The organism is Marinobacter sp. KMM 10035, assembly GCF_046537445.1.
GTDB classification, from domain to species: Bacteria; Pseudomonadota; Gammaproteobacteria; order Pseudomonadales; family Oleiphilaceae; genus Marinobacter; species Marinobacter sediminicola.
The window spans coordinates 692,650-714,509 of the sequence record NZ_JBBVMG010000002.1 but is presented as its reverse complement, the minus strand read 5'-3'; the positions used below and the strand labels follow the sequence as shown (position 1 = coordinate 714,509).

The window sequence follows — 21,860 nt, the reverse complement described above, 5'->3', positions numbered from 1 at the left end:
GAGCAGTATGGGGGCTCTATACAACCAGGTGGCAGACAGGCTTCAGTCGTTGATTCAGGACGGTGTCTATCGGGATGGAGACCGCCTGCCGGGCGTGCGGGTGTTGAGCAAACAGTACGAAGTGAGTATTTCAACTGTGTTGCAAGCGCACCAAACACTTGAAGCTCGGGGTTACCTTCAGGCCCGGGAGCGCAGTGGCTTTTTTGTTCGCTTGCCTGTTGTGGATGCCCCTGAGCCAGTGATGGGCAGGCTCAGGATTCGTCCGGCGCCGGTAACAGCCCGTGAGATGACTCTGGAGCTGTGTGCAGATGAACAAAATCGCATGGTGCCGCTCGCTACTGCCATTCCCCATCCGGATTTTTTGCCGTTGCGACAGATTCAGCAGAGTACGATTTGGGCGGCTCGGCGGGGCCTTGAAACTCTGGATTACGCTTTTCCCGGAAAAACATCATTCCGCAGGCAGATTGCGCAGCGCATGGCGACGATTGGTGTTCCGATTACGCCGGATGATGTGCTTGTTACCAACGGCGCTCAGGAAGCCATCATTCTGGGTTTGCGCGCCGTTACTAAGTCGGGGGATATAGTGGCAGTTGAGTCACCATCGTTCCCCGGTATTCTTCAGGCCTTGGAAGTTGTTGGGCTGCGGGCGATGGAGATACCGACTCACCCATCCGATGGGTTAAGTCTTGAGGGTTTACAGTTGGCTCTGGAGCAGTGGCCGGTAAAAGCCTGCGTAGTGGTATGCAATCACAGCAACCCCATGGGCGCACGTATGCCGGATGAGCGCAAAAAACAGTTGGTGTCTATGCTTGCTGCCGCTGGAGTGCCGTTGATAGAAGATGATATTTACGGGGATCTTTATCATGCCGGCGAACGCCCAAAGCCTGCGAAAGCATTTGATCGCACGGATAATGTTATCTACTGCAACTCGTTTTCTAAAACCATTTCGCCGGGGTTAAGGTTGGGCTGGATGTTGCCTGGGCGATACATGGCAGGTGCTCGGCAACAGAAGTATTTTTCGAATCTGGCAACGTCTTCGATCCCGCAATTGGCGGTGGCGCATTTTCTGGAGCAGGGTGGGTACGATCGTTATCTGCGTTCGGCGCGGCAGAATTATCGGGAAACCACGGAGCGTATGAGAGCGGCGGTTGCGCGGTCTTTCCCTGTGGGTACTGCGGTCAGCAGGCCACAGGGCGGCTTTGTACTCTGGGTGCAGTTGCCGGAAGGCATTTCAGGCACACGGCTTTATCACCGGGCCCGGGCAGAGAATATTAATGTGGCTCCGGGCCTGATGTTTTCCATATCAGACAAGTTTGAATCCTGCCTGCGGCTGAACGGCGGCAATCCCTGGAACGAGCGTATCGACCAGGCAATCGCCAGGCTGGGCGCGCTGGCCCATGAGGAGCTAGCGCAGGTTTGATGGGTCGAGCAGACCAGCGGTAATGGCTAAGCCCGTAACATCGGGCAGCCGCTCCGCACCCAGTCGCTTCATTACACGGGCCCGGTAGAGATCGATGGTCTTCACACTTACGCCCAGTTGATCGGCAATTTCACGGCTGGTGTAGCCTTGGGCCATAGGCAGGAATACATCCCGCTCCCGGCGTGTAAGCGTCGAAATGAGCGCATCAGTCCGTTCGTCGCCCAGCTGCAGATGATTGGATTGATGGTGAGCTTCCAGTGCCTGCTGCACGCTGTCGAGAAGTAGCTGCTCATTGAATGGTTTCTCAATGAAATCAAAGGCACCGGATTTGAACGCGCGCACCACAATTGGCACATCCGCATGGCCGGATACGAAAATGATTGGCAACTCAATGCTTCGCTTTTGCAGCTCTTCCTGAACGTTCAGCCCACCGAGTCCCGGCATCCGCACATCCAACACCACGCAGCCGCCCCGGCTATCGCCGAGGGCATCCAGAAACTTGCGCCCGTCGCTGTATGCTTGAACGTTCAGGCCAACGGACTCCAGTAACCACTGAGTGGACTCCAGCATGCCGGCGTCGTCATCAACAACGTAAACGGTGGATGTGTCCGGGGTGCGTTCGTTACTCATCGGGTGCAGTCTCTGTGCTGGATATGCGTTTGTTTGCGGATGCCGCCGGGAAGCGGCAGGTCAGGGTAAGGCCGCCGGTTGAAGCGGGGCGGGCATCCAGAAAACCACCAAAACCTTCGATAATGGAGCGGCTCATGGAAAGCCCCAGCCCGAGCCCTTGGGGCTTGTTTGTGTAAAAAGGCTGAAACATCTTCCGGATTTCCTGGTCATCAAGGCCAGGCCCTTCATCCGTGACGTCAATCAGCGTTTCACCTTCGCTGTTTATGGATGCTGAGAGCATCAGGCGGGAACCTGTAGTGGCTGCTTGGGCGGCGAGCGCTTCCACATTCGCCTCCATGCCATTACGAATCAGATTAATCAGTACCTGCTCCAGCAATACCTGGTCTGCAATGATTGTCGGCTTGCTGTCGGCCGGGGTGCAGACTATCTCTACATTGTATTTATCAGCCTCCCATTGGCAGAGCTGGGCAACCTTTGTGAGGGTCTCGTTTAGCAGAACTTCTGTTGTGCGCTTCCGACCTTTACGAAGGAAGGTTCGGAGGTGCTTGATCACTTCCGAAGCGCGATTGGCATGGTGGATGATCTTCTCAAGGCCATCGTCGACACGCTCAAGATGTTCAGGGTGAGTGCTGGCGCTTTTCAGGTAACGCTGGCTGGCACTGGCAAAGTTAACGATGGTCGCCAAAGGCTGATTCATTTCGTGGGCAATGCTGGAGGCCAACTCGCCAAGCGCCGCGAGTCTTGCTGTACGCGCAAGTTCATCGGCCAGCCTGCGGTTGTTGTCCTCTGAGGCTACTCTGGCGGTAATGTCTCTGGATACGCTGACCACCTCAACAACCGCACCTGTATAGGTTTCTCTGATGGCCCGGCTTGCGATCTCGAACCACCGCTTGCTGCCGTCTCGGTGGGTCAGGTCCAGAGTCATGGTGGCATAGCCGTCATCTCGCAGGCGGTTGCGGGTCTCGGTCAGTTGCCGCATAGAACTATCACTCTGGAATAGGTCCTCCAGCAGCCGGCCTCGAAGCTCTTCCGGCCAATAGCCGAGGAGGCGCCATGAAGCCTGGGTCGCATCAATGAAGCGCCCGTCGGGAGCGTGCCGCGAGATAAGATCGGTGGTGTTTTCTGTGATCACCCGATAAAGGCGGTTCGATCGAATGGCCTGATCCCGGTTAAGGATATCGGTCGTGGCATCGCGGCCACGGGCCAGTACCTCGGCGGTTTTCAGGCAGGGGATAAACGTCCATAGAAGAACGGTGTTGTTGATGTGGGATTCTACATCTTCGATTGCCCGAGCTTGCGTCAGCGCGGCGGTAACCAGTGCCTGAACATTCGTTGGGAGGATGCCAGATGGGTCTGTCAGGTCATTCTTCACCCACAATGATTCTGCGGCGAGATTGCTGCGCAAAGTATTTGCAGCGCTATCGAGTATCAGGCCGGGTTGCGGGTCTGCATCGGGCAAGCTAAAACTCATAGTAGTAATCGGCTCTATCGTTTTGGGGTGTTGTATAGTAATTACACTATAATACCTTGGTGTAATTTCTAGTATTACCTCTATAAAATAAGATTATTTCTATAATAAGTCATAGCTACTCTTAGTCACTCTAGCGGCTTTTCTAAATACGACACAAGAACAATAGGCTCACAAAGAGGAACACCCCATGACCTCGATCTTCGATCAGGGCCTTGCGCCCCTTGATGCCAATTACGCTGTTCAATCCCCGATTGATTTTATCGAACGCACTGCCAGCGTCTACCCCGACTACCCCTCCATTATCCACGGAGCTGTTCGCTATAACTGGGCGCAGACATACGACCGTTCACGGCGCCTCGCATCTGCACTAGCAGGGCGAGGCATCAAGCGGGGAGACACTGTGGCTGCCATGTTGCCGAATATTCCCGCCATGGTGGAGTGTCATTTTGGGGTGCCCATGATGGGCGCAGTTTTGAATACGCTGAATGTGCGCCTGGATGCAGAAGCCATTGCCTTCATGCTTGAGCACGGCGAAGCCAAGGTGGTGATTGCCGATCGCGAGTTTGGTGAGGTGGTGCGCGACGCTGTGAGCCGTCTGGAAAACAAGCCGCTTATTGTTGATGTTGACGACCCGGAATACGGCGAGGGTGTTCAGGTTAGTGATCTGGACTACGAAGCCTTTCTGCAAGAGGGCGACCCACAGTTTCAGTGGAGCTTCCCGGACAACGAATGGGACGCTATTTCACTGAACTACACTTCCGGCACCACCGGCAACCCCAAAGGTGTGGTCTATCACCATCGCGGCGCATACATCAACGCGCTGGGTAACCAGGCGGTTTGGTCCATGGGGATGCACCCTGTGTATCTGTGGACGCTGCCGATGTTTCACTGTAACGGCTGGTGTTTCCCCTGGACAATTACTGCCATGGCAGGCACGCACGTTTGCTTGCGCCGGGTAGATCCGGAAAAGATCCTGCAGCTGATTAAAGAACACCAGGTTACCCACATGTGCGGCGCGCCCATCGTGCTGAACGCCTTGTTGAATGTGCCACCTGAGTCGAAGGCGGGCATTGATCATGAAGTTCGCTCCATGATTGCAGGCGCTGCGCCACCGGCCCAGGTGATTGGTGCCGTTGAAGAGATGGGCATCAAGGTGACCCACGTGTATGGCCTGACAGAAGTGTATGGTCCGGTCACCGTGTGTGCGTGGAAATCTGACTGGGATGAGCTGCCATTGCACGATCGGGCCAAAATCAAAGCACGTCAGGGTGTGCGCTATCACACCCTCGCCGGCACCATGGTAGGCGATCCGAACACCATGAAAGCCGTGCCGAAAGATGGCAAAACCGTGGGTGAGATATTCCTGCGCGGTAATACTGTTATGAAAGGTTATCTGAAGAACCCCAAGGCTACCGAGGAAGCATTCCGCGGCGGTTGGTTCCATACCGGGGATCTGGCTGTTTGGCACGAAGACGGCTACATGGAAATCAAGGATCGCCTGAAGGACATCATCATCTCTGGTGGTGAAAACATATCCACCATTGAAGTTGAAGATACGCTGTACCGGCACCCGGATGTTCTCGAAGCAGCTGTGGTGGCGCGTCCGGATGAAAAGTGGGGGGAGACTCCCTGTGCTTTTGTGACCCTCAAACCAGAAGCAGGTGATGTGAGCGAGGAAGACATTATCAATTTCTGTCGCGAACACCTGGCTCGCTTCAAGGTACCCAAAACCGTCATTTTCTCGGAATTGCCCAAGACATCCACGGGCAAGATCCAGAAGTTCCTGTTAAGGGATCAAGCCAAAGAGTTGAACTGACCTCCTGATCGGCAGTGCCACTCCTGATGCTGCCGGATATTTCTACAAAAACAATACAAAGCATGCATGCGTAAATAACGTGTGCGGGAGACCTAGCTATGCAAATGTTTCACCGTAAAACCGGGGAAGAACAGCCCTATTGGCCTGCCGGTCCTTTCAAGATCCGGCTACCTTTTGTCCATTACCGCTGGGAGTTTGCGGAGATGGTTCAGGCTCTGATCATGTTTGTGGTCAGCTTGGCTATGATTCCTCTGCTGCAGAAATACTTGGGCGTACCCTACGATGTCGCCTTGGCGTATGCCGTGATCTGCGGTATCGGTTTTATGCTTCCTGCATTGCTGGGCGTGCCTTTGGTACCTGGCTGGATAACACCGGGCATTCCCGTAGTACTACTGTTTTTGAGCGACTATGAGCCCGGCCCCGAGGCCATTCAGGCAATGTTCGCCCTGCAGTTCCTCGTGTTTATCATCTTCCTTTTCCTTGGCATTACTCGCCTGGGAAGCAAGCTGGTGGATCTGATTCCACGCTCAATGAAAGGCGGTATTATTATTGGTGCCGGTATTGCGGCTCTGATGGGAGAAATTGAAGTTGGCGGCCGAGTGGCCAACACGCCAATCTCATTGATTGTTGGTGGCCTTGTTTGTTTGTATTTGATGTTCTCTGTGTCGTTCAAAGGCTTTGTTGAAACCAACTCCTTCGCACGTAAAATTGCTAACTACGGCATGGTACCGGGCATGATTGTAGCCATCCTCGTGGGCTTCGCCACTGGCGAATACGATGTGCCGAATGTTGAGTGGGGCATTACCAAGCCGGCTTTTGATGAGCTGTGGAACTACCTGCCGTTTACGGTTGGATTCCCCGACCCAAAAATCTTCCTGTATGCCGTTCCAACGGCGGTCATCGCCTACATTATTGCCTTCGGGGATATCGTAGTGGGGCAGTCATTGATGAACCGCGTAGATCATCTTCGTAAAGATGAGGATATCGATAACAGCATCGACCGAGTGCACCTGGTAACCGCCATTCGTAACGGTGGTCATGCGTTCTTTGCGCCATACCCCGGCCTGGCAGGCCCTATCTGGACAGCTGTAACGGCGACTATGGCTGAGCGTTACAAGTATGGCCGCAACGCGATGGATTCAATCTACAGTGGCGGTGGCACCTTCTGGATCACTGGGTTTATTGCCCTGTTTATTCTGCCGCTGGTGAGCTTTTTTCAACCCGTACTACCCATTGCGTTGTCCCTGACTCTTTTGCTGACTGGCTATATCTGTTTGATGGTTGGTCTGGAGCAATTGGAGAACAACACCGAGCGCGGCATTGCGGGCACTATGGGTGTGGTATTGGCGGTCTATGGTGCGGGTTGGGGCCTTGGCACCGGTGTGGTTCTTTACTTGTTGATTGAGCGAACCAAGCTTCTTGGCTTTACCTCAGACCCGGAAGCTCCGGGCGCCACGCAAACCGATAAACCCTGAGTATTTAGTCCCTGATTTTTACCAGGGACCACCAAAAAATGATCTGCAAGACTTTGGGAGGCGAAATGCCTCCCTTTTTTGTGTCAGCTTTCTAATAATCCCTGCTTCCGGTCCACTGACGATGTGTCATTTTGTGACAATGTGTCCTTTTTGCTGGCACCGCCCTTCCTTCTAGCTCATTCTGGGCATTAGACTGATGCTACTGGTGTTTTTTTGTTCAACAGTCAAAAATTATAATAAATAGAAGCAGGAGGCAGTCATGTCCATCAGTTCCACTCCCGAGGGTGTGTCCGTTAAACCACGGCACCTGCACTTTGATGTCAGTGAAGATTTAAAAACACTTTGGCACGGCGATGACGCATTTCGCACGGCATTCTTCAATGCGCTGTCGCTTCAGTTTCCGGATGGTGAGCAGCAGTTCATCAATGCGGTTCGGTTATATCAAGGCAAGATTGAAGATCCGAAACTGAAAGCGGAAATCCGTGGATTTATTGGCCAGGAAGCCCTGCACAGCCGCGAGCACAAAGCGTACAACGAGGACTTGAAAGCACGGGGCTATGACATTGACCGCCTGGATAGCCGTTTTCGCAAACACATGGAGTGGGTTGGAAAGCTTTCTCCCAGCAGGCAACTGGCAGGCACCTGCGGCGCCGAGCATTATACGGCGGTGCTGGCGAATGCCATTCTCAGCCAACCTGAATGGCTGGAAGGCGCAACGCCTGTTATGACGCAGCTTTGGCGCTGGCATGCCATCGAAGAGACCGAGCACAAATCGGTTGCGTTTGATGTTTACCGGGAGTGTGTTGGAAATGAGAATCTGAGACGGTTCATTTTTCTGTTTGTGACCTGGAACTTCTTCAAGTACACCTTTTTGAATACTTGCAGCTTGTTGAAAACCGACGGCAAGCTCTGGAGCCTTCGCACCTGGATGGGTGGGCTCAATTTCTTGTGGGGAAAGCCTGGAATTTTGCGCCAGTGTATGCCGGAATTTCTGGCCTATTTCCGCAAAGGTTTCCACCCCTGGCAGCAAGATAACAGGGCACTTTTGGAGAAAAACCTCGGGGAACTGAAAGCAGGAGATTTGGTGTGAAAGTTGGGTTAATCGTCGATTCGGCGTGTGATTTACCATTCGAATTCAGTCGCAAGCACGACGTGTTCATTCTCCCCGTAACTGCGGTGATTGATGGCGAAACCTACATTGACCGGCACGACCCTGTCAGAACCCAGGAGTTCTATCAGAGTGGGCTCCTGCAAAAAGGTCGCCATGCTGAAACTCAGGCGTTTAGCGCCGAACAGATCCATGAGCTGTTCATGGAGAAGATCGTGCCCGAGTACGATGTGGCAATTTGTGAAACGGTCACCCGCAGCCGAAGCCTGATTTTTCAGAACGCATCTGAAGCTATGAACAGCGTGATGGCTAACTACGAGCAGGCCCGAGCTGCGTCGGGTCGAGAAGGCAAGTTCTCCATGCGGGTGATTGATAGCAAGCAGATCTTTGCAGGGCAAGGCTTGCTGGCGGCTCATACGCTCAGGCTGATTGACCAGAAGCTCTCCAAGAACGCGCTGCGGAATGAGGTGGAGCGTTTTTCTGACAAAATCTACACCTGCGTTATTCCCCGCGATCTTCACTACATTCGCGAGCGCGCCAGGCGCCGCGGCGATAAGAGCATATCAGGTGTCGTGGCGTTTCTTGGCAAAGCCCTGAACATCACCCCGGTAATTTTTGGCCAGGGTGTTGAGGGACAGCCTGTTGCCAAAACCCGTAGTTTTGATGCGGCGGTGGAAAAGGTAGTGAACTATGCCGTGGCGAGAGTTGAGGCTGGCCTGCTAACACCCTATGTGAGCTTGTCTTGCGGCCTTACTTGGGCAGAAATCGAAGCGTTGCCTGGACTGAACACGCTCAGAAGTGCCTGTGAGAAAAATGGTGTTGAGCTATTACTGTCGCAGATGGGCATTACCAGCAGCATCTATATTGGCCCTGGCAGTCTTTGTCTGGCGCTGGCGGCAGACCCCCACAGTTTCAGCGATTATCAGTAACTGGCCACTCATCTGGAGGCCGCTTCAACCTACGGTGTAGTGCTGGGCTGCTACTGGCCCAGCCACTGCTGGCCAAACGTATCTATGGCGAACTCGTCTGCCTTGTCTTCGTGTTAGCCTTTCGGTATTCAGTGCAATTATAACTGTGTTTCTTCATATCAATAGGACCACGAACATCATGACCAAGGACAAAAACGATCCAGCCAGTCAGTTGCTGGAATTGCATGTGAAGCACGAGGTTGCCTCGTTGAAAGGCACAAAGCTGCGCAAGTTTCTCACGCAAGAGGTTAACGAACTTCTTGATCATGCAGATACGATCACGCTGAATCGCATAGCCTCGGAAAAGCAGGTCATGGAGACCATTCAGCGAGTGGTTGTGGACATGGAACTGGATGCCGGAATTCCTGAACTGGCGGGTGAGATGGCCACAGAGGTGCTCAACGCATCCGTTCAGGCAAATACTGTATTAAGTGACATTATCACCCGTGAACAAGCCACGGGCTTTGTGGAAGAAATGCTTGAATTGCGCCAGCAGCGCGAACGTATAATCAGCGAAATTATGGCGCACCCGGTTTATCAGGAACTGGTTTCGAATGTGGTGTATCAGGGAATTGTTAATTACCTCTATGAAGACAACCTGATCACCAAATCGGTACCCGGTGTGGGTTCCATGATGAAATTTGGCAAGCGCATGGCCAACAAAGCGGTACCCGGATTGGATGAAACCTTTGAGCGCAGGCTCAAAGCCTGGCTTTCAGATAGCTTGCCGGGGCTGATCAGTCGCAGTGAGCAGTTCCTGCAGCGGGCACTCTCTGATGATGAAGTGCGGGATACGGTTATGGCGGCCTGGGTTGCCGTAGAAGACCGCACGGTTGATGAGCTTCGCGAAGGGCTTGGCGACGTTGAGCTGCAGGCATTTGTGGTGCTTGGGTATGAGTTCTGGTTGCAGTTCCGGAAAACCGACTACTTTGCCGGTTGCGCCCGGGCCGTGGTTGCCCATCTTTTTGTGAAGTATGGGGACCGACCACTTACCGACCTGCTCGGTGACCTGGGTGTTACTCGTGACGTGATCGTGGCAGAGGTAGACGCTTGGGCTATCCCGGTAATAGGTTTACTTCAAGAAGAGGGCTACGTTGAGGCGCTTGTGCGCAGGCGGCTATCGGCTTTCTATAAAACCGCTGCGGCCCGGAAAATACTCGAGCCATCATGATCGGTGGTATAGAGTTGTCAGTGCGGTATAGATAAAAAAAAGGGAAGCCGATATGGGCTTCCCTTTTTTGGTTCAGGTCTTGGCAATGTTGCCAGGCTTACCTGTAATTATTTTTCCAGATATTGAAGTTTGTCGGGCTTGCCATCCCACTCTGCCGCATCTGGGAGTGGGTCTTTCTTTTCGGTGATGTTGGGCCACTTGCCCGCCAGATCGGCGTTAAGCTCTACAAACTGCTCTTGGTCTTTGGGCAGCTCGTCTTCTGAGAAGATCGCTTCGGCTGGGCACTCGGGTTCACACAAAGCGCAATCAATACACTCGTCCGGGTCGATTACCAGAAAGTTCGGCCCCTCATAGAAGCAGTCTACCGGGCACACTTCTACACAGTCTGTGTATTTGCACTTGATGCAGTTATCGGTAACGATAAACGCCATAATCAGATCCCTGGTCCAGTGGTCAATCTCATCCGGAGCTTGTTGTCATGCTCCGTGGTTATATTTTAATGGGCGATATTGTAGGGAGCAGCCCGCACTGCCGCAAGCGTTTGACCGCTATAACCTTATTACCCAGATCAATTTGTTATCAGCTTTTCAGTAATTTCTTCAGTTCATACAGCCTGTTCATGGCTTCTCTGGGCGATAAATCATCCAAATCAATGCCCTGAAGAGCCTCTTCTACAGCGCTGGGTTCTGCGCTGGCAAACATATCACTCTGATAAACAACCTGTGTGGGCATGGCCGGTTGCCTGCTACGGTCTTCAACAGCCGGGGATGGCAGAGCCGTGGCGGGTACTGCGCTATTCTCAAGTAGCTCTAACTGGGCTTTGGCGTTGAGTATAACGTTCTGAGGTACGCCGGCGAGTTTGGCCACCTGCAGGCCATAGCTCTGGCTGGCTGGGCCCTCGTGTACGTTATGCAAAAACACAATGCTGTCGTCGTGCTCTGTTGCTGTCAGGTGCACGTTTACAGCGAGTTCCAGGTCGTCTGCCAACTGTGTAAGTTCGAAATAGTGAGTGGCAAACAGGGTGTAGCAACGGATTTCTTTTGCCAGATGCTCGGCTGTAGCCCAGGCCAGAGATAAGCCATCGAACGTGCTGGTACCCCGGCCGACTTCGTCCATCAACACAAGGCTGAACTCGGTAGCGTTGTGCAGGATGTTTGCGGTTTCTGTCATTTCCACCATAAAGGTGGAACGCCCGCCGGCAATGTCATCTGAAGAACCCATGCGAGTGAATATGCGATCCACCGGCCCCATCACTGCCCGGTTGGCGGGCACGAAACTCCCCGTGTAGGCCAGTAGTGCAATCAGAGCGGCCTGGCGCATGTAGGTCGATTTACCGCCCATGTTGGGACCGGTAATGACCAGCATTCGGCGTTGGGCATCCATCAGTAAGTTGTTGGGCACAAACGGTTCATCCAGAAGCTGCTCGACGACGGGATGGCGGCCATCCTCGACATCGAACCCCGGAGCGTCGCGAAATTCCGGTGCAACAAAGCGTAAGGTGGTGGCGCGTTCAGCAAAGTTGCTGATGACATCCAGCTCAGCCAAGGCCTGAGCTGCATCCTGTAAAGGTGCGAGCTGCTCAGCAACTGCTTCCAGCACTTCATCATAGAGTGCTTTTTCTCTGGCAAGAGCACGGCTCTTCGCGCTCAAAGCCTTGTCTTCGAATTCTTTTAGCTCGGGTGTAATGAAACGCTCGGCGTTTTTCAGGGTTTGGCGGCGAATGTAATCCACCGGTGCCTGTGCAGACTGGGCCCGGCTGATTTCGATGTAATAGCCGTGCACCCGGTTGTACCCCACTTTCAAGGTGCTTATGCCGGTGCGCTGCCGCTCCCGGGTTTCCACATCCAGCAGGTACTGACCGGCGTTTTCGCTTATGTTTCGCAGTTCGTCCAGCTCTTCGTCAAAACCTTCTCGGATTACGCCACCTTCCCGAATCACTACAGGCGGGTTGTCGATAACCGCGCGCTCCAGCATGTCGGCAAGCTCGGGGTATTCGCCAATGGTGGTGGCCAGCTTGACGATATGATGGGAGTTAACCGGTTTCAGGGTTTCCTGCAGATCGGGCAGTGCCTGAAATGCGTCCCTTAGTCGGGCAAGGTCCCTCGGGCGTGCAGAGCGGAGCGCCACGCGGGCCAAAACACGTTCAATATCGCCCACGGCTTTGAGTAGAGTGTGTACTGGCTCGTAATGAAAGCCTTCTAGCAGGGCCGATACTGCTTGCTGGCGCTGCTTTACTACGTCGATATCCCGCAAGGGACGGTTTAGCCAGCGCCTTAACTCACGGCCGCCCATGGAGGTGGCAGTTTTATCCATCACCCAGGCCAAGGTGTGTTGGTGCCCGCCCATGAGGTTAATATCAATCTCAAGGTTGCGGCGGCTGGTGGCGTCGAGAATCACGGCTTCGTCCCGGCGTTCCCGGGTGAGCTTGCGAATGTGGGGCAGGGCTGTGCGCTGGGTTTCCTTTGCATACTGCAGCAGGCAACCGGCGGCACAAATGGCCAGGCTCAGGTCCTCACAGCCAAACCCGGTCAGGTCGCGAACTTGCAGTTGCTGGGTTAGTACCCGGAATGCAGTGTCTGATTCAAACAGCCAGGGGCCCTGACGCCGAACACCGGTCAGCCCGGCGACGACTTCCTGGTAGGGGAAATCCTCGCTGATAAGAATCTCCGCTGGGCGTAACCGCTGCAACTCTCCCTGCAGGGCTTCCAGAGTGTCCAGTTCTGAAACCACAAAGCGGCCGCTGGAGATGTCCAGTGATGCAAAGCCAAACTGCTCACGGTGGTGATAGATGGCCGCAAGCAGGTTGTCGCGGCGGTCTTCCAGATAGGCGTCGTCGCTGAGCGTGCCGGGGGTGACGATTCTGACCACCTGGCGCTCAACCGGCCCCTTGCTGGTTGCCGGGTCACCTATCTGCTCAACAATGGCAATGGATTGACCAGCACGCACCAGGCGGGCAATGTAACCCTCAGAAGAGTGAAAAGGGATGCCCGCCATAGGAATCGGGTTGCCACCGGATTGTCCCCTTGCAGTGAGGGTAATATCCATAAGCTCTGCAGCTTTTTTTGCATCGTCATAGAACAGTTCGTAAAAATCACCCATGCGATAGAACACTAGCTCATCCGGGTGTTGACCCTTGATCTTCAGGTATTGCTGCATCATGGGTGTGTGCTGGGGTTTGGTGTTCTGAGCTGCTGACATGGACAAGTCCGGATAATCTTACTTTGGATGAAGCCACGGATTGTAAGAAAATTATGCCCGTGATGAAACGAGGGAGCACATTATGCCTGCCAGTGACCACGAACTCGAACATGCTGGGGATCAATTAGCCACAAAGTTGATACAACTTGGCTACGCGGTAGTGACTGCCGAGAGCTGTACCGGTGGTTGGGTTGCCAAGGTGCTGACAGACAAACCAGGCTCATCCGCCTATGTGGTGGGTGGTTTGGTCACCTACAGTAATGAAGCCAAGCAATCGTTGTTAGGCGTTACCGATGCCTCTTTGGGCAATCATGGTGCTGTTAGCGAACCGGTGGTGCGTGAGATGGTTGCAGGCGCACTTGCAGCGACCGGTGCGAATGTTGCGGTTGCCATTAGCGGGGTAGCCGGGCCAGGTGGGGGCAGTGAAGAAAAGCCGGTAGGCACGGTTTGGTTTGCCTGGGGCGCCAGCATTGAGAGCACCGAAGCGGTTGTGCAGCACTTCAAAGGCGATCGCGATCAGGTGCGACGGCAGGCGGTTCTCTTTGCCCTGCAGGGAGTTAGCGGGTTTTTGAAGCAAACCTGAATGCTTTCACAATAACAGGGGTTGGCCTCTCCCTCGGGGTATGTTTTAATACTGTTCAAATATACAGGGAATTCGCTGTTACTACTGTACGAGCTCCCGCTTAACTATACCTCCAGCGACAAGCATGTAATGCCGCTGGCCAAGGCAACAGAGGGTTTGAACTGATGGAAGATAACCGCAAAAAAGCATTGAGCGCAGCGCTGGGTCAGATTGAGCGCCAGTTTGGTAAGGGCGCCGTAATGAAAATGGGCGATCAGCCCCGCGAAGCCATACCTGCGGTTTCTACTGGTTCCCTCGGGTTGGACGTTGCTCTGGGTATAGGCGGACTGCCTTACGGCCGAATTGTTGAGATCTACGGCCCTGAAAGCTCTGGTAAAACAACTCTGACCCTCCAGGTTATTGCCGAAGCTCAGAAAGCCGGTAAAACCTGTGCCTTCATCGATGCTGAGCACGCGCTGGATCCCATCTACGCTGAGAAGTTGGGCGTTAACGTAGACGACCTTCTGGTTTCCCAGCCAGATACCGGTGAGCAGGCTCTTGAAATTGCCGACATGTTAGTACGCTCCAATGCGGTAGACGTCATCATCGTTGACTCTGTGGCGGCGCTGACTCCAAAGGCAGAAATTGAAGGCGAGATGGGCGATAGCCACGTCGGCTTGCAGGCCCGCCTGATGTCACAGGCTCTGCGTAAGCTCACGGGCAATGTGAAGCACGCCAACTGCTTGCTGGTTTTCATTAACCAGATCCGTATGAAGATCGGCGTAATGTTCGGCAGCCCTGAAACCACCACCGGTGGTAATGCGCTTAAATTCTACTCATCAGTACGTTTGGATATTCGTCGCATCGGTGCAGTAAAAGACGGAGATGAAGTTGTGGGTAACGAGACCCGCGTTAAAGTTGTCAAGAACAAGGTTGCACCGCCATTCCGCCAGGCCGAGTTCCAGATTCTTTATGGCAAGGGCATTTATCACATGGCCGAAGTGCTCGATATGGGTGTTAAAGAGGGCTTTGTGGATAAGTCCGGCGCTTGGTATGCCTATAACGGCGATAAGATTGGCCAAGGTAAGGCCAATGCTTGCAAGTTCCTTGAAGAGAATCTGGAAATTGCCAAGGAAATCGAAGCCAAGGTACGTGAAAGCTTGATGCCAAAGCCGGTTGATAAGAAAAGCGCTGCAGAGGCAGAGGCTGCTGTCGACGAACTGCTCTAAAGCAATCATGGGAGTGTGATGTGGATCGTAAAAAGAGACTGCTTATTGTTTCCCATGCGCCCTCTCCGAACACCCTCACCCTGCGCGATGCGGTCGCGCAGGGTGCTCGCCACGAAGATATTGAGAACGTAGAAGTAACCGTGCTGGCGCCCCTGGATGCCGGCCCGGATGATGTTCTTGCCTGCGATGCCATTATCCTTGGCACCACTGAAAACCTTGGCTACATGAGTGGCGCTTTGAAGGATTTTTTCGATCGCAGCTACTATCCCTGCCTGGAGAAAACCCAGGGTCTTCCATTTGCCTTTTACATACGCGCAGGCCACGACGGCACCGGGACGCGGCGCGCTATCGAAAGCATCACCACCGGATTACGCTGGAAGCTTGTTCAGGAGCCGCTGATGTGCCGTGGTGAGTATCAGGATGAGTTCGAAGAGCAGTGCCGGGAGTTAGGGATGTACGTTGCAGCAAGCCTGGATGCCGGGTTGGTCTGAGGAGCGTTCTAGCTGGCGAGGCGGTTGTAAAAACCTTCGATGCGTGACAAGGCGTTGTCCACCGTTCTGGAGTAGCCTTTCTTGTTAAGGTAGTAGCTGAATTGAACGCTTACCCGATAGCCGGCTTGGAAAGGGCGGCACTCGACAACACGAGCGCACACCTTCGATTCACTGATGTACTTCCCCTCAAAATCCATAAACAGCCGTGTGCCAGGCTCCAGTGGGCGCGGGCTTAGCAAAGCCATGCCGTAACGGTTTAGATCGAGGCAGGTCGCCTGGAAAGAAGGCTTATTCTTCTTGAAAAAACCGCGCTGACGAACCTGTACCTTAAGGCACGAAGCAGAATAGCGATCCTTGAGCCGGCGATCTTCGGAATCACTCATCGTAGATTGGCACCCATTGCTTATTATGTTGTTGTTATAGCCGACTATAAGACTAAAGGCTTAGAGTCGGAAGATGAAGTGTAGTGTTCGATGAAAGACGAGGGCAATGAGGAGATTGTGAAGCGTGAGCTGCGTCACAAAACGTCCCGCCTTTGAGAGTTTGTCACAATTCTTGTCCCCAGGCGCGACAGACTGGTCCACAGAACCTACAATGACCGGCCAATGAGTCAACCGTTACAGGACCCAACCTTGAAGTCACTGTCTCTGCATCAGCTTTACAAAGCCTGTGTTCTGAAAGATCTACCGTTCAAGTCGACCAGACAACTGGAGCCGCTCGCGGAAATTGTGGGCCAGAACCGGGCTCAGGAAGCTGTGCGGTTTGCGCTTGCTATGCCACATGGTGGTTACAACGTGTATGCCGTAGGGCGGAATGGCTTGGGCAAGCGCACGATGATGTTGCGCTACCTTGAACACCACCTGGATACCGAGCAGCAAAGTCACGACTGGTGCTATGTCGCAGATTTTGAAGAGCCGCGCATTCCTAAGCTGTTGCAATTGCCTGCGGGCAAAGGTGTGGTGCTCAAGCAGGACATGGAGAAACTCATGAGCCGGCTGGTGAAGGTCATTCCGCAGACCTTCGATAGCGACAGCTTTCTGGAACGGTCAGAGCAGCTTAAAGAAGAGTATGGAAAAAAGCAGGAAGACGAACTTGAGAAAGTTGCAGCTCAGGCGCGCCGCAAGAAAGTCAGCCTGACCATCACGACGCCAGGCGGGTATCGCTTGGTCGCAATGAAAGGTGATAAACCGCATACCGCAGAGACCTTCAAGGCGCTGACAGATGCACAGCGCGACAAGTTCGAAGATTCGATCAACAAACTCGAGAAAAAGCTCCGACAGGCACTCCGGAAATTGGCGGACTGGGAACAGGAGTACGCAGATGAGCAGCAGGCCCTGAATAAGGAAACGCTTGAAGGCATCTCTGGCCACCAAATTGACGCATTGATTGAGAGTTACAAGAACCTTCCGGATGTGGTGGCTTACTTCGAGGCAGTACGCAAAGACCTGGTTGAAAATCTTGAGATTTTTCTCGACGACAACGAAGAGCAGGCAGCCATTGCCTATGCGTCGCTGGACAAAAAGATGCCCCGGCGCTATCTCGTTAACGTGGTGGTGCATCAGAAGACCAATGAGGTGCCGATGGTGGTGGAAGATAACCCCACCTACCACAACCTCTTCGGATACGTTGAGAATGTTACCTACAAGGGCACTGTGTTTACTGATTTCTCACTGATTCGGGCAGGCAGTCTGCACCGCGCCAATGGTGGTTATCTGTTGATGGACGCCATAAAGGTGCTCGAGCAGCCCTTCGTATGGGATGGAATCAAACGGGCGTTGCGTTCGAAGTGCATCCAGATCAACTCCCTTGAAAGAGAGCTGACACTCTCAGGCACTATCTCCATTGAGCCTGAAGCTGTGCCGCTGGATGTGAAACTTGTGCTGTTCGGGGATCGTGAAACCTGGATGCTGCTGCAGGATTACGATCCCGAGTTTGCAGAATTGTTCCGGGTGACTGCGGACTTCGAGAACGAAATGTATCGCTCCGAAGACAGCCAGGTTATGTATGCGAAGTTTATTGCCAGCGTTGTCAAAGAAAAAAACCTGTTACATTGCACCAATAAGGCCGTGGCGCGGGTCATCGAACACAGTGCCCGTATGGCAGAACATCAAGACAGGCTTTCATTGCATGCCGCCAATATTGCCAACCTGCTCCGGGAATCGGATTTTTGGGCTCGGCAGGCGAATGCCAAGATGATCCAGGATGTTCACGTGGAAAGAGCGCTTGAGAGTGCTAAATACCGCAGTAGCCGTATCCGTGACCAACTCTACGACTCAATCCGTGACGGCTCCACTTTTGTTTCAACTCAAGGCTCGGTCGTGGGCCAGGTCAACGCGCTGTCTGTGCTCTCCACTGGCGGGTTCGAGTTTGGGTTATCCAACCGCGTAACGGCCACCTGCTATTATGGAGATGGCGGGATTATGGACATCGAGCGGGATGTGAAATTGGGTGGCAACATTCACTCCAAAGGTGTGATGATTTTGAGTTCATGGTTAGCCTCGCACTTTGCGGTGATGGACCCTATGCACCTGTCCGCCAGCCTGACGTTTGAGCAGAACTACGGCGAGGTAGATGGTGACAGTGCTTCGCTGGCCGAACTCTGTGCTCTTATATCCTCGCTTTCCGGTGTTGGGGTGCGACAAGATCTGGCCATTACAGGTTCCGTAAATCAGTTTGGCGAGGTGCAGCCGATTGGTGGTGTGAATGAAAAAGTGGAAGGTTTCTTCGCTACCTGTCAGCTCAAGGGCGGGCTTACTGGCACGCAGGGTGCCATTGTTCCTGCCAACAACGTCCAGAACTTAATGTTGGACAGTGAAGTGGTTCAGGCTGTCCGTGAAAATCAGTTTTCGGTTTACTCTGTTTCAAGTGTTGAGGAAGCGGTGACCCTACTGCTGGGCAAGCCAGCCGGTAAGGCAGACAGCAAAGGCAACTATCCGAAACAGAGTGTTTTTGGCATTATCCAGCAACGGCTTGAGAAAATGCGTGAGCACGAGCGCCAGGAACACGCCCGGGACGATCAGAAAGATCCGTCGATTCATTGACCGATCGCCATAACAAAACAGACAGGAGATAGCACACCCATGACTGATATTCAGCAGACTGTATACGTGGTAGAGGACGACGAAGCCGTTCGTGACTCGCTGGAGCTGTTACTGAAAACTGATGGCAAATTGGTTAAACCTTATGAGAATGCTGCCGTATTTCTCAAGGATTATTCCGAAAAAATGGCTGGCTGCATCGTACTGGATATCCGTATGCCGGGCATGGACGGCATGGAATTGCAGAAAAAGTTGAACGAGAAACACTCAATTCTTCCAATTATTTTTGTGACCGGGCACGGTGACGTCCCTATGGCAGTTGACGCCATGAAAGAAGGCGCCGTGGACTTTATCCAGAAACCTTACCGCGAAGAAGCGTTGCTTGAGAAAATCGAAGCGGCGTTGGAGCAGGATCTGGAGCAGCGCAAAACGTTGGGTGAGAAGCAGGAAATCATTCGTCGGGTTAAAAGCCTGACCCCCCGTGAACACGAGATCATGGATCGAATGATAGAAGGCCAGGCGAACAAGGTGATCGCTATTGAACTGGAAATCAGCCAGCGCACGGTGGAGATTCACCGCTCCCGAGTGATGCACAAGATGGGTACCCATTCACTGGCACACCTTGTCCGCATGGTGCTGTCCGTAAAGAACCTTATCGACGCGAGGTAATCTCACCGGCATGATGCGGTTATATTTTTGACCGGCCTTTTATTATATGACTGAAGTTGTCAGCGAAAATTCAGAGGTGACGGTTCTGCTCGTGGATGACAATCCACAGAACCTGAAAGTTCTCTACGAGACACTGAAAGATAAAGGCTATCGGCTGCTGATCGCCAATGAAGGCGAAAAAGCATTGGATCTTGCCCACCGCCATCAGCCCGAAGTTGTCCTGCTCGACATCATGATGCCCGAAATGGACGGTTATGAGGTATGCGAACGTCTCAAAGCCGATCCTGAAACGGCCGATTGCGCCGTTGTATTCCTTTCAGCTCTGGATGACCTGCAAGCGAAAGTAAAAGGCTTCGCGCTTGGCGGGGCCGACTATATCTCCAAGCCTTTTCAGTCCCTTGAAGTGATCGCCAGGGTTAAAACCCATGCCCGTGTTATTCGGCTTGAGCGTGAGCTGCAGGCGCGGAATCGGGAGCTTCAAAGCGATCAGGCTCGTATCCTCAATTCCATCAGTGAAGGCATTTACGGGCTTGATGAGATGGGCTTAATCGAGTTCGCCAACCCTGCCGCAGGCATTATTATGCGGTGCCCTGTTGAGGATCTGATCGGCCGCAATTTTTTTGAGACCCACTTCAGTACAGCAGCCCAGTGCCCCAGTGGGCTCCCGGTTCATGCGACCTGCAGCCAAGGTGTTGCAGAAAACCAGCGCGACATCAGAATGCTGCGCGCAGATGGCACCGGCTTTCCGGCCGAATATCGCTCCACACCGAAACTTGAGGATGACGAATTACACGGTGCTGTGGTTGTGTTCCGCGATATAACCGTTGAGCTTGATGGTGAACAGGCGCTGGAAGAGGCGCGAGAGCTTGTGCAGGAGCAGCGTGACCAGTTGGCGCATATATCCCGTTTGACCACCATGGGAGAGATGGCCGCAGGTGTTGCCCATGAAGTGAATCAGCCACTGACGGCGATTGCCAATTACGCCCGGGTTTCCAAGCGGATGATGTCCGTTGAAAACCCGAATTTGAGCCTGTTACAAGAAACCCTTGATAAAATCGAGGCGCAATCGCACCGTGCCAGCGAGATTATCCGAAGGATCCGGCGATTTGTAAAAAAACCAGCGACCGGCAAGGAAGTGCTTGCTGTTTCTGCACTGCTGGAAGACACCCGGGAGTTCGCCGAAGTGGATGCGCGCAACAACGACGGGGCCATTGAGCTGCTTGTGCCCGAAGGGCTGCCAGAGGTGTTGGCTGACCCGATTCAGGTTCAGCAGGTTGCTCTGAACCTGATTCGAAACGCGCTTGAAGCAACTCGCAGCAAAGAAGCTGCGCTGCCTGTTGAGGTAAGCGCGCGCCTCACGGATAAAGGTTTTGTTCGCATTGACGTTAGGGACTATGGTGAAGGGCTTGCAGAAGATGCTGAAGAAAAGCTGTTTCTGCCGTTCTATACCACCAAAGAAGAGGGCATGGGGATTGGCTTGCCCACTTGCCGCTCCCTGATACAAGCTCAGGGAGGGGAAATAGGCTTTGAGCGCCCTGAAGGTGGTGGGGCACGATTCTTCTTTACACTTCCCGTCGCAGCATCACCCTCCTTGGGTGACGATGAGAGCCCCTCTGAGGCAGTTTAGAGCCATTCTATGCGACCACTGAGGTGGGGTGCATCGCCTCGGGCATTCAGCAGTTGATAGTCCCAAGCGGCTTTTCCTTCCCGCCAGTTCAGTTGTGCTGTTCCGGGTAAAAATACCGGTTTCTTGAACTGGCAGCTCACCTTAACTGGCCCCGAGCGCCATCCGTTCTGTTGCCCCATAATTGCCAGAGCCTGTGCTTTGCTCCACATGCCGTGGGCGATAGCGCGGGGAAAGCCGAAAGCCTTGGCGCTCAGGGCGTGCATATGAATCGGGTTGCTGTCGCCGGAGACTTTGGCGTATTGGCGCCCGATGGACTCCGCTACATTGATATCGACCATATTTGGGTAATGCTCGAGCGCTGGGGGAGCAGTCTTTTCTGAAGACTTGGAGTTTGGATCGGGTTGGCGGAAGAGCATAGTGCTATCACCCACCCATACGACCGCGCCCGCGGAGCGAGCGGTGGTGTTTACGTCAAACTCGATTCCCCGGCTGGTGCGTTCCTGCCCGCCCAGTTTAACCTCCAGTTCCAGAACCTCTCCTCTTCCAATTGCTCTGTGCTGGGTAATGCTGTTGCGCAGGTGCACCAGCCCAAGCAGTGGCAATGGAAAGGCTTTTTCAGTCAGCAGCTTCAGGTGGAGTGGGAACGCAAGAATGTGGGGCCAGGTAATGGGTATGTGGTTGCCGGGGTTGAATCCGCATACACGCTCATATTGATCCAAATCATCGCTGGAAGTCTTTGCGTACAGAAGCTTGGCAGAAAGTTCCGGGAGCTTAATGTCGCCTTCAGAACTGACTTTTTTCGGTAATACTGCCTTGCCAAACAGCGGGAGCAGCTTCGGTGGGGTGTCTCTGTATACAAGTGTGTCTGACATAAATAGTTCTCTCTAGAGGCAACGCGATGATAGCTATGGCGCGAAAGATTGGTAAAAGTAGTTAGATGCAGGTACCTGATATGCATGGATTCTGTTACAACTGTGCGTCTGTGGC

At 53.4% G+C, this 21,860-nt stretch carries 18 protein-coding genes; 12 read left to right on the top strand and 6 right to left on the bottom strand.

Translation table 11 applies throughout. The features are described 5' to 3' along the window. Nucleotides 1-7: 7 nt before the first annotated feature. Nucleotides 8-1,420 carry a PLP-dependent aminotransferase family protein gene (locus AADB16_RS15185; RefSeq protein WP_410804477.1) on the top strand — a complete coding sequence of 471 codons (1,413 nt, stop codon included), beginning with the start codon at nucleotides 8-10 and terminating at the stop codon, nucleotides 1,418-1,420. Here the strand turns inward: AADB16_RS15185 and AADB16_RS15180 are convergent. Beyond that, nucleotides 1,406-2,050, bottom strand: a complete 645-nt coding sequence (locus AADB16_RS15180; RefSeq protein WP_410804475.1) for a response regulator transcription factor — start codon at nucleotides 2,048-2,050, stop codon at nucleotides 1,406-1,408. The genes AADB16_RS15185 and AADB16_RS15180 overlap by 15 nt on opposite strands. Beyond that, entirely contained in the window at nucleotides 2,043-3,521 is a 1,479-nt protein-coding gene (locus tag AADB16_RS15175) for a sensor histidine kinase (RefSeq protein WP_410804473.1), read from the bottom strand. The genes AADB16_RS15180 and AADB16_RS15175 overlap by 8 nt, the downstream gene beginning before the upstream one ends. Nucleotides 3,522-3,708: 187 nt before the next feature. Here AADB16_RS15175 and AADB16_RS15170 point away from each other — a divergent pair, with 187 nt between their 5' ends. From AADB16_RS15170 to AADB16_RS15150, 5 genes are all read left to right on the top strand, one after another. Beyond that, nucleotides 3,709-5,337, top strand: a complete 1,629-nt coding sequence (locus tag AADB16_RS15170; RefSeq protein ID WP_410804471.1) for an acyl-CoA synthetase — start codon at nucleotides 3,709-3,711, stop codon at nucleotides 5,335-5,337. A gap of 98 nt (nucleotides 5,338-5,435) precedes the next feature. Next, nucleotides 5,436-6,812 (top strand): solute carrier family 23 protein, encoded by a 1,377-nt coding sequence (locus tag AADB16_RS15165; RefSeq protein ID WP_309045278.1) that lies wholly within the window; start codon nucleotides 5,436-5,438, stop codon nucleotides 6,810-6,812. Nucleotides 6,813-7,071: 259 nt separating this feature from the next. After that, on the top strand, nucleotides 7,072-7,902 hold the full coding sequence (locus tag AADB16_RS15160; RefSeq protein ID WP_410804470.1) for a metal-dependent hydrolase: 831 nt from the start codon (nucleotides 7,072-7,074) through the stop codon (nucleotides 7,900-7,902). Next, nucleotides 7,899-8,849, top strand: a complete 951-nt coding sequence (locus tag AADB16_RS15155; protein WP_410804468.1) for a DegV family protein — start codon at nucleotides 7,899-7,901, stop codon at nucleotides 8,847-8,849. The genes AADB16_RS15160 and AADB16_RS15155 overlap by 4 nt, the downstream gene beginning before the upstream one ends. A 178-nt stretch (nucleotides 8,850-9,027) precedes the next feature. Continuing rightward, complete coding sequence (locus tag AADB16_RS15150; protein ID WP_410804466.1) at nucleotides 9,028-10,059, top strand: hypothetical protein; 1,032 nt, start codon at nucleotides 9,028-9,030, stop codon at nucleotides 10,057-10,059. Between the two features lie 107 nt (nucleotides 10,060-10,166). Here AADB16_RS15150 and fdxA read toward each other — a convergent pair whose 3' ends face one another. Beyond that, the gene (gene fdxA, locus AADB16_RS15145; protein ID WP_298450196.1) at nucleotides 10,167-10,490 is read right to left on the bottom strand and encodes a ferredoxin FdxA; all 324 of its coding nucleotides are present in this window, start codon (nucleotides 10,488-10,490) and stop codon (nucleotides 10,167-10,169) included. A gap of 148 nt (nucleotides 10,491-10,638) precedes the next feature. Continuing rightward, nucleotides 10,639-13,257 (bottom strand): DNA mismatch repair protein MutS, encoded by a 2,619-nt coding sequence (gene mutS / locus AADB16_RS15140; RefSeq protein ID WP_410804465.1) that lies wholly within the window; start codon nucleotides 13,255-13,257, stop codon nucleotides 10,639-10,641. Between the two features lie 82 nt (nucleotides 13,258-13,339). On the opposite strand from mutS, the gene AADB16_RS15135 reads away from it, so the two are divergent. The 3 genes from AADB16_RS15135 to AADB16_RS15125 all read left to right on the top strand — a co-directional run bounded on the left by AADB16_RS15135 (nucleotide 13,340) and on the right by AADB16_RS15125 (nucleotide 15,539). After that, complete coding sequence (locus AADB16_RS15135; RefSeq protein WP_309045283.1) at nucleotides 13,340-13,840, top strand: nicotinamide-nucleotide amidohydrolase family protein; 501 nt, start codon at nucleotides 13,340-13,342, stop codon at nucleotides 13,838-13,840. Between the two features lie 164 nt (nucleotides 13,841-14,004). After that, nucleotides 14,005-15,048, top strand: coding sequence for a recombinase RecA (recA, locus tag AADB16_RS15130; RefSeq protein WP_298450202.1), 1,044 nt, complete (start codon nucleotides 14,005-14,007; stop codon nucleotides 15,046-15,048). A gap of 20 nt (nucleotides 15,049-15,068) precedes the next feature. Continuing rightward, entirely contained in the window at nucleotides 15,069-15,539 is a 471-nt protein-coding gene (locus AADB16_RS15125; RefSeq protein WP_309045284.1) for a flavodoxin family protein, read from the top strand. Between the two features lie 8 nt (nucleotides 15,540-15,547). On the opposite strand, the gene AADB16_RS15120 is transcribed toward AADB16_RS15125, so the two are convergent. Next, nucleotides 15,548-15,922, bottom strand: a complete 375-nt coding sequence (locus AADB16_RS15120) for a PilZ domain-containing protein (protein ID WP_309045285.1) — start codon at nucleotides 15,920-15,922, stop codon at nucleotides 15,548-15,550. A 249-nt stretch (nucleotides 15,923-16,171) separates the two neighbouring features. On the opposite strand from AADB16_RS15120, the gene AADB16_RS15115 reads away from it, so the two are divergent. Genes AADB16_RS15115 through AADB16_RS15105 form a run of 3 tightly spaced genes read left to right on the top strand, consistent with a single transcriptional unit; the run spans nucleotide 16,172 to nucleotide 20,873 of the window. Beyond that, nucleotides 16,172-18,580: a Lon protease family protein gene (locus tag AADB16_RS15115; RefSeq protein ID WP_410804587.1), complete on the top strand. Its 2,409-nt coding sequence runs from the start codon at nucleotides 16,172-16,174 to the stop codon at nucleotides 18,578-18,580. Between the two features lie 39 nt (nucleotides 18,581-18,619). Continuing rightward, nucleotides 18,620-19,246, top strand: coding sequence for a response regulator FixJ (fixJ, locus tag AADB16_RS15110; RefSeq protein WP_309045286.1), 627 nt, complete (start codon nucleotides 18,620-18,622; stop codon nucleotides 19,244-19,246). Nucleotides 19,247-19,292: 46 nt separating this feature from the next. Next, on the top strand, nucleotides 19,293-20,873 hold the full coding sequence (locus AADB16_RS15105) for a response regulator (RefSeq protein WP_410804461.1): 1,581 nt from the start codon (nucleotides 19,293-19,295) through the stop codon (nucleotides 20,871-20,873). Here the strand turns inward: AADB16_RS15105 and AADB16_RS15100 are convergent. Then, on the bottom strand, nucleotides 20,870-21,745 hold the full coding sequence (locus tag AADB16_RS15100; protein ID WP_410804459.1) for a MaoC family dehydratase: 876 nt from the start codon (nucleotides 21,743-21,745) through the stop codon (nucleotides 20,870-20,872). The genes AADB16_RS15105 and AADB16_RS15100 overlap by 4 nt on opposite strands. Nucleotides 21,746-21,860 lie beyond the last annotated feature (115 nt).

Coding starts and splice junctions, on each gene's coding strand:
- AADB16_RS15185 (WP_410804477.1), top strand. CDS start 8: ATGGGGGCTCTATACAACCAGGTGGCAGACAGGCTTCAGTCGTTGATT.
- AADB16_RS15180 (WP_410804475.1), bottom strand. CDS start 2,050: ATGAGTAACGAACGCACCCCGGACACATCCACCGTTTACGTTGTTGAT.
- AADB16_RS15175 (WP_410804473.1), bottom strand. CDS start 3,521: ATGAGTTTTAGCTTGCCCGATGCAGACCCGCAACCCGGCCTGATACTC.
- AADB16_RS15170 (WP_410804471.1), top strand. CDS start 3,709: ATGACCTCGATCTTCGATCAGGGCCTTGCGCCCCTTGATGCCAATTAC.
- AADB16_RS15165 (WP_309045278.1), top strand. CDS start 5,436: ATGCAAATGTTTCACCGTAAAACCGGGGAAGAACAGCCCTATTGGCCT.
- AADB16_RS15160 (WP_410804470.1), top strand. CDS start 7,072: ATGTCCATCAGTTCCACTCCCGAGGGTGTGTCCGTTAAACCACGGCAC.
- AADB16_RS15150 (WP_410804466.1), top strand. CDS start 9,028: ATGACCAAGGACAAAAACGATCCAGCCAGTCAGTTGCTGGAATTGCAT.
- fdxA (WP_298450196.1), bottom strand. CDS start 10,490: ATGGCGTTTATCGTTACCGATAACTGCATCAAGTGCAAATACACAGAC.
- mutS (WP_410804465.1), bottom strand. CDS start 13,257: ATGTCAGCAGCTCAGAACACCAAACCCCAGCACACACCCATGATGCAG.
- AADB16_RS15135 (WP_309045283.1), top strand. CDS start 13,340: ATGCCTGCCAGTGACCACGAACTCGAACATGCTGGGGATCAATTAGCC.
- recA (WP_298450202.1), top strand. CDS start 14,005: ATGGAAGATAACCGCAAAAAAGCATTGAGCGCAGCGCTGGGTCAGATT.
- AADB16_RS15120 (WP_309045285.1), bottom strand. CDS start 15,922: ATGAGTGATTCCGAAGATCGCCGGCTCAAGGATCGCTATTCTGCTTCG.
- fixJ (WP_309045286.1), top strand. CDS start 18,620: ATGACTGATATTCAGCAGACTGTATACGTGGTAGAGGACGACGAAGCC.
- AADB16_RS15105 (WP_410804461.1), top strand. CDS start 19,293: ATGACTGAAGTTGTCAGCGAAAATTCAGAGGTGACGGTTCTGCTCGTG.
- AADB16_RS15100 (WP_410804459.1), bottom strand. CDS start 21,745: ATGTCAGACACACTTGTATACAGAGACACCCCACCGAAGCTGCTCCCG.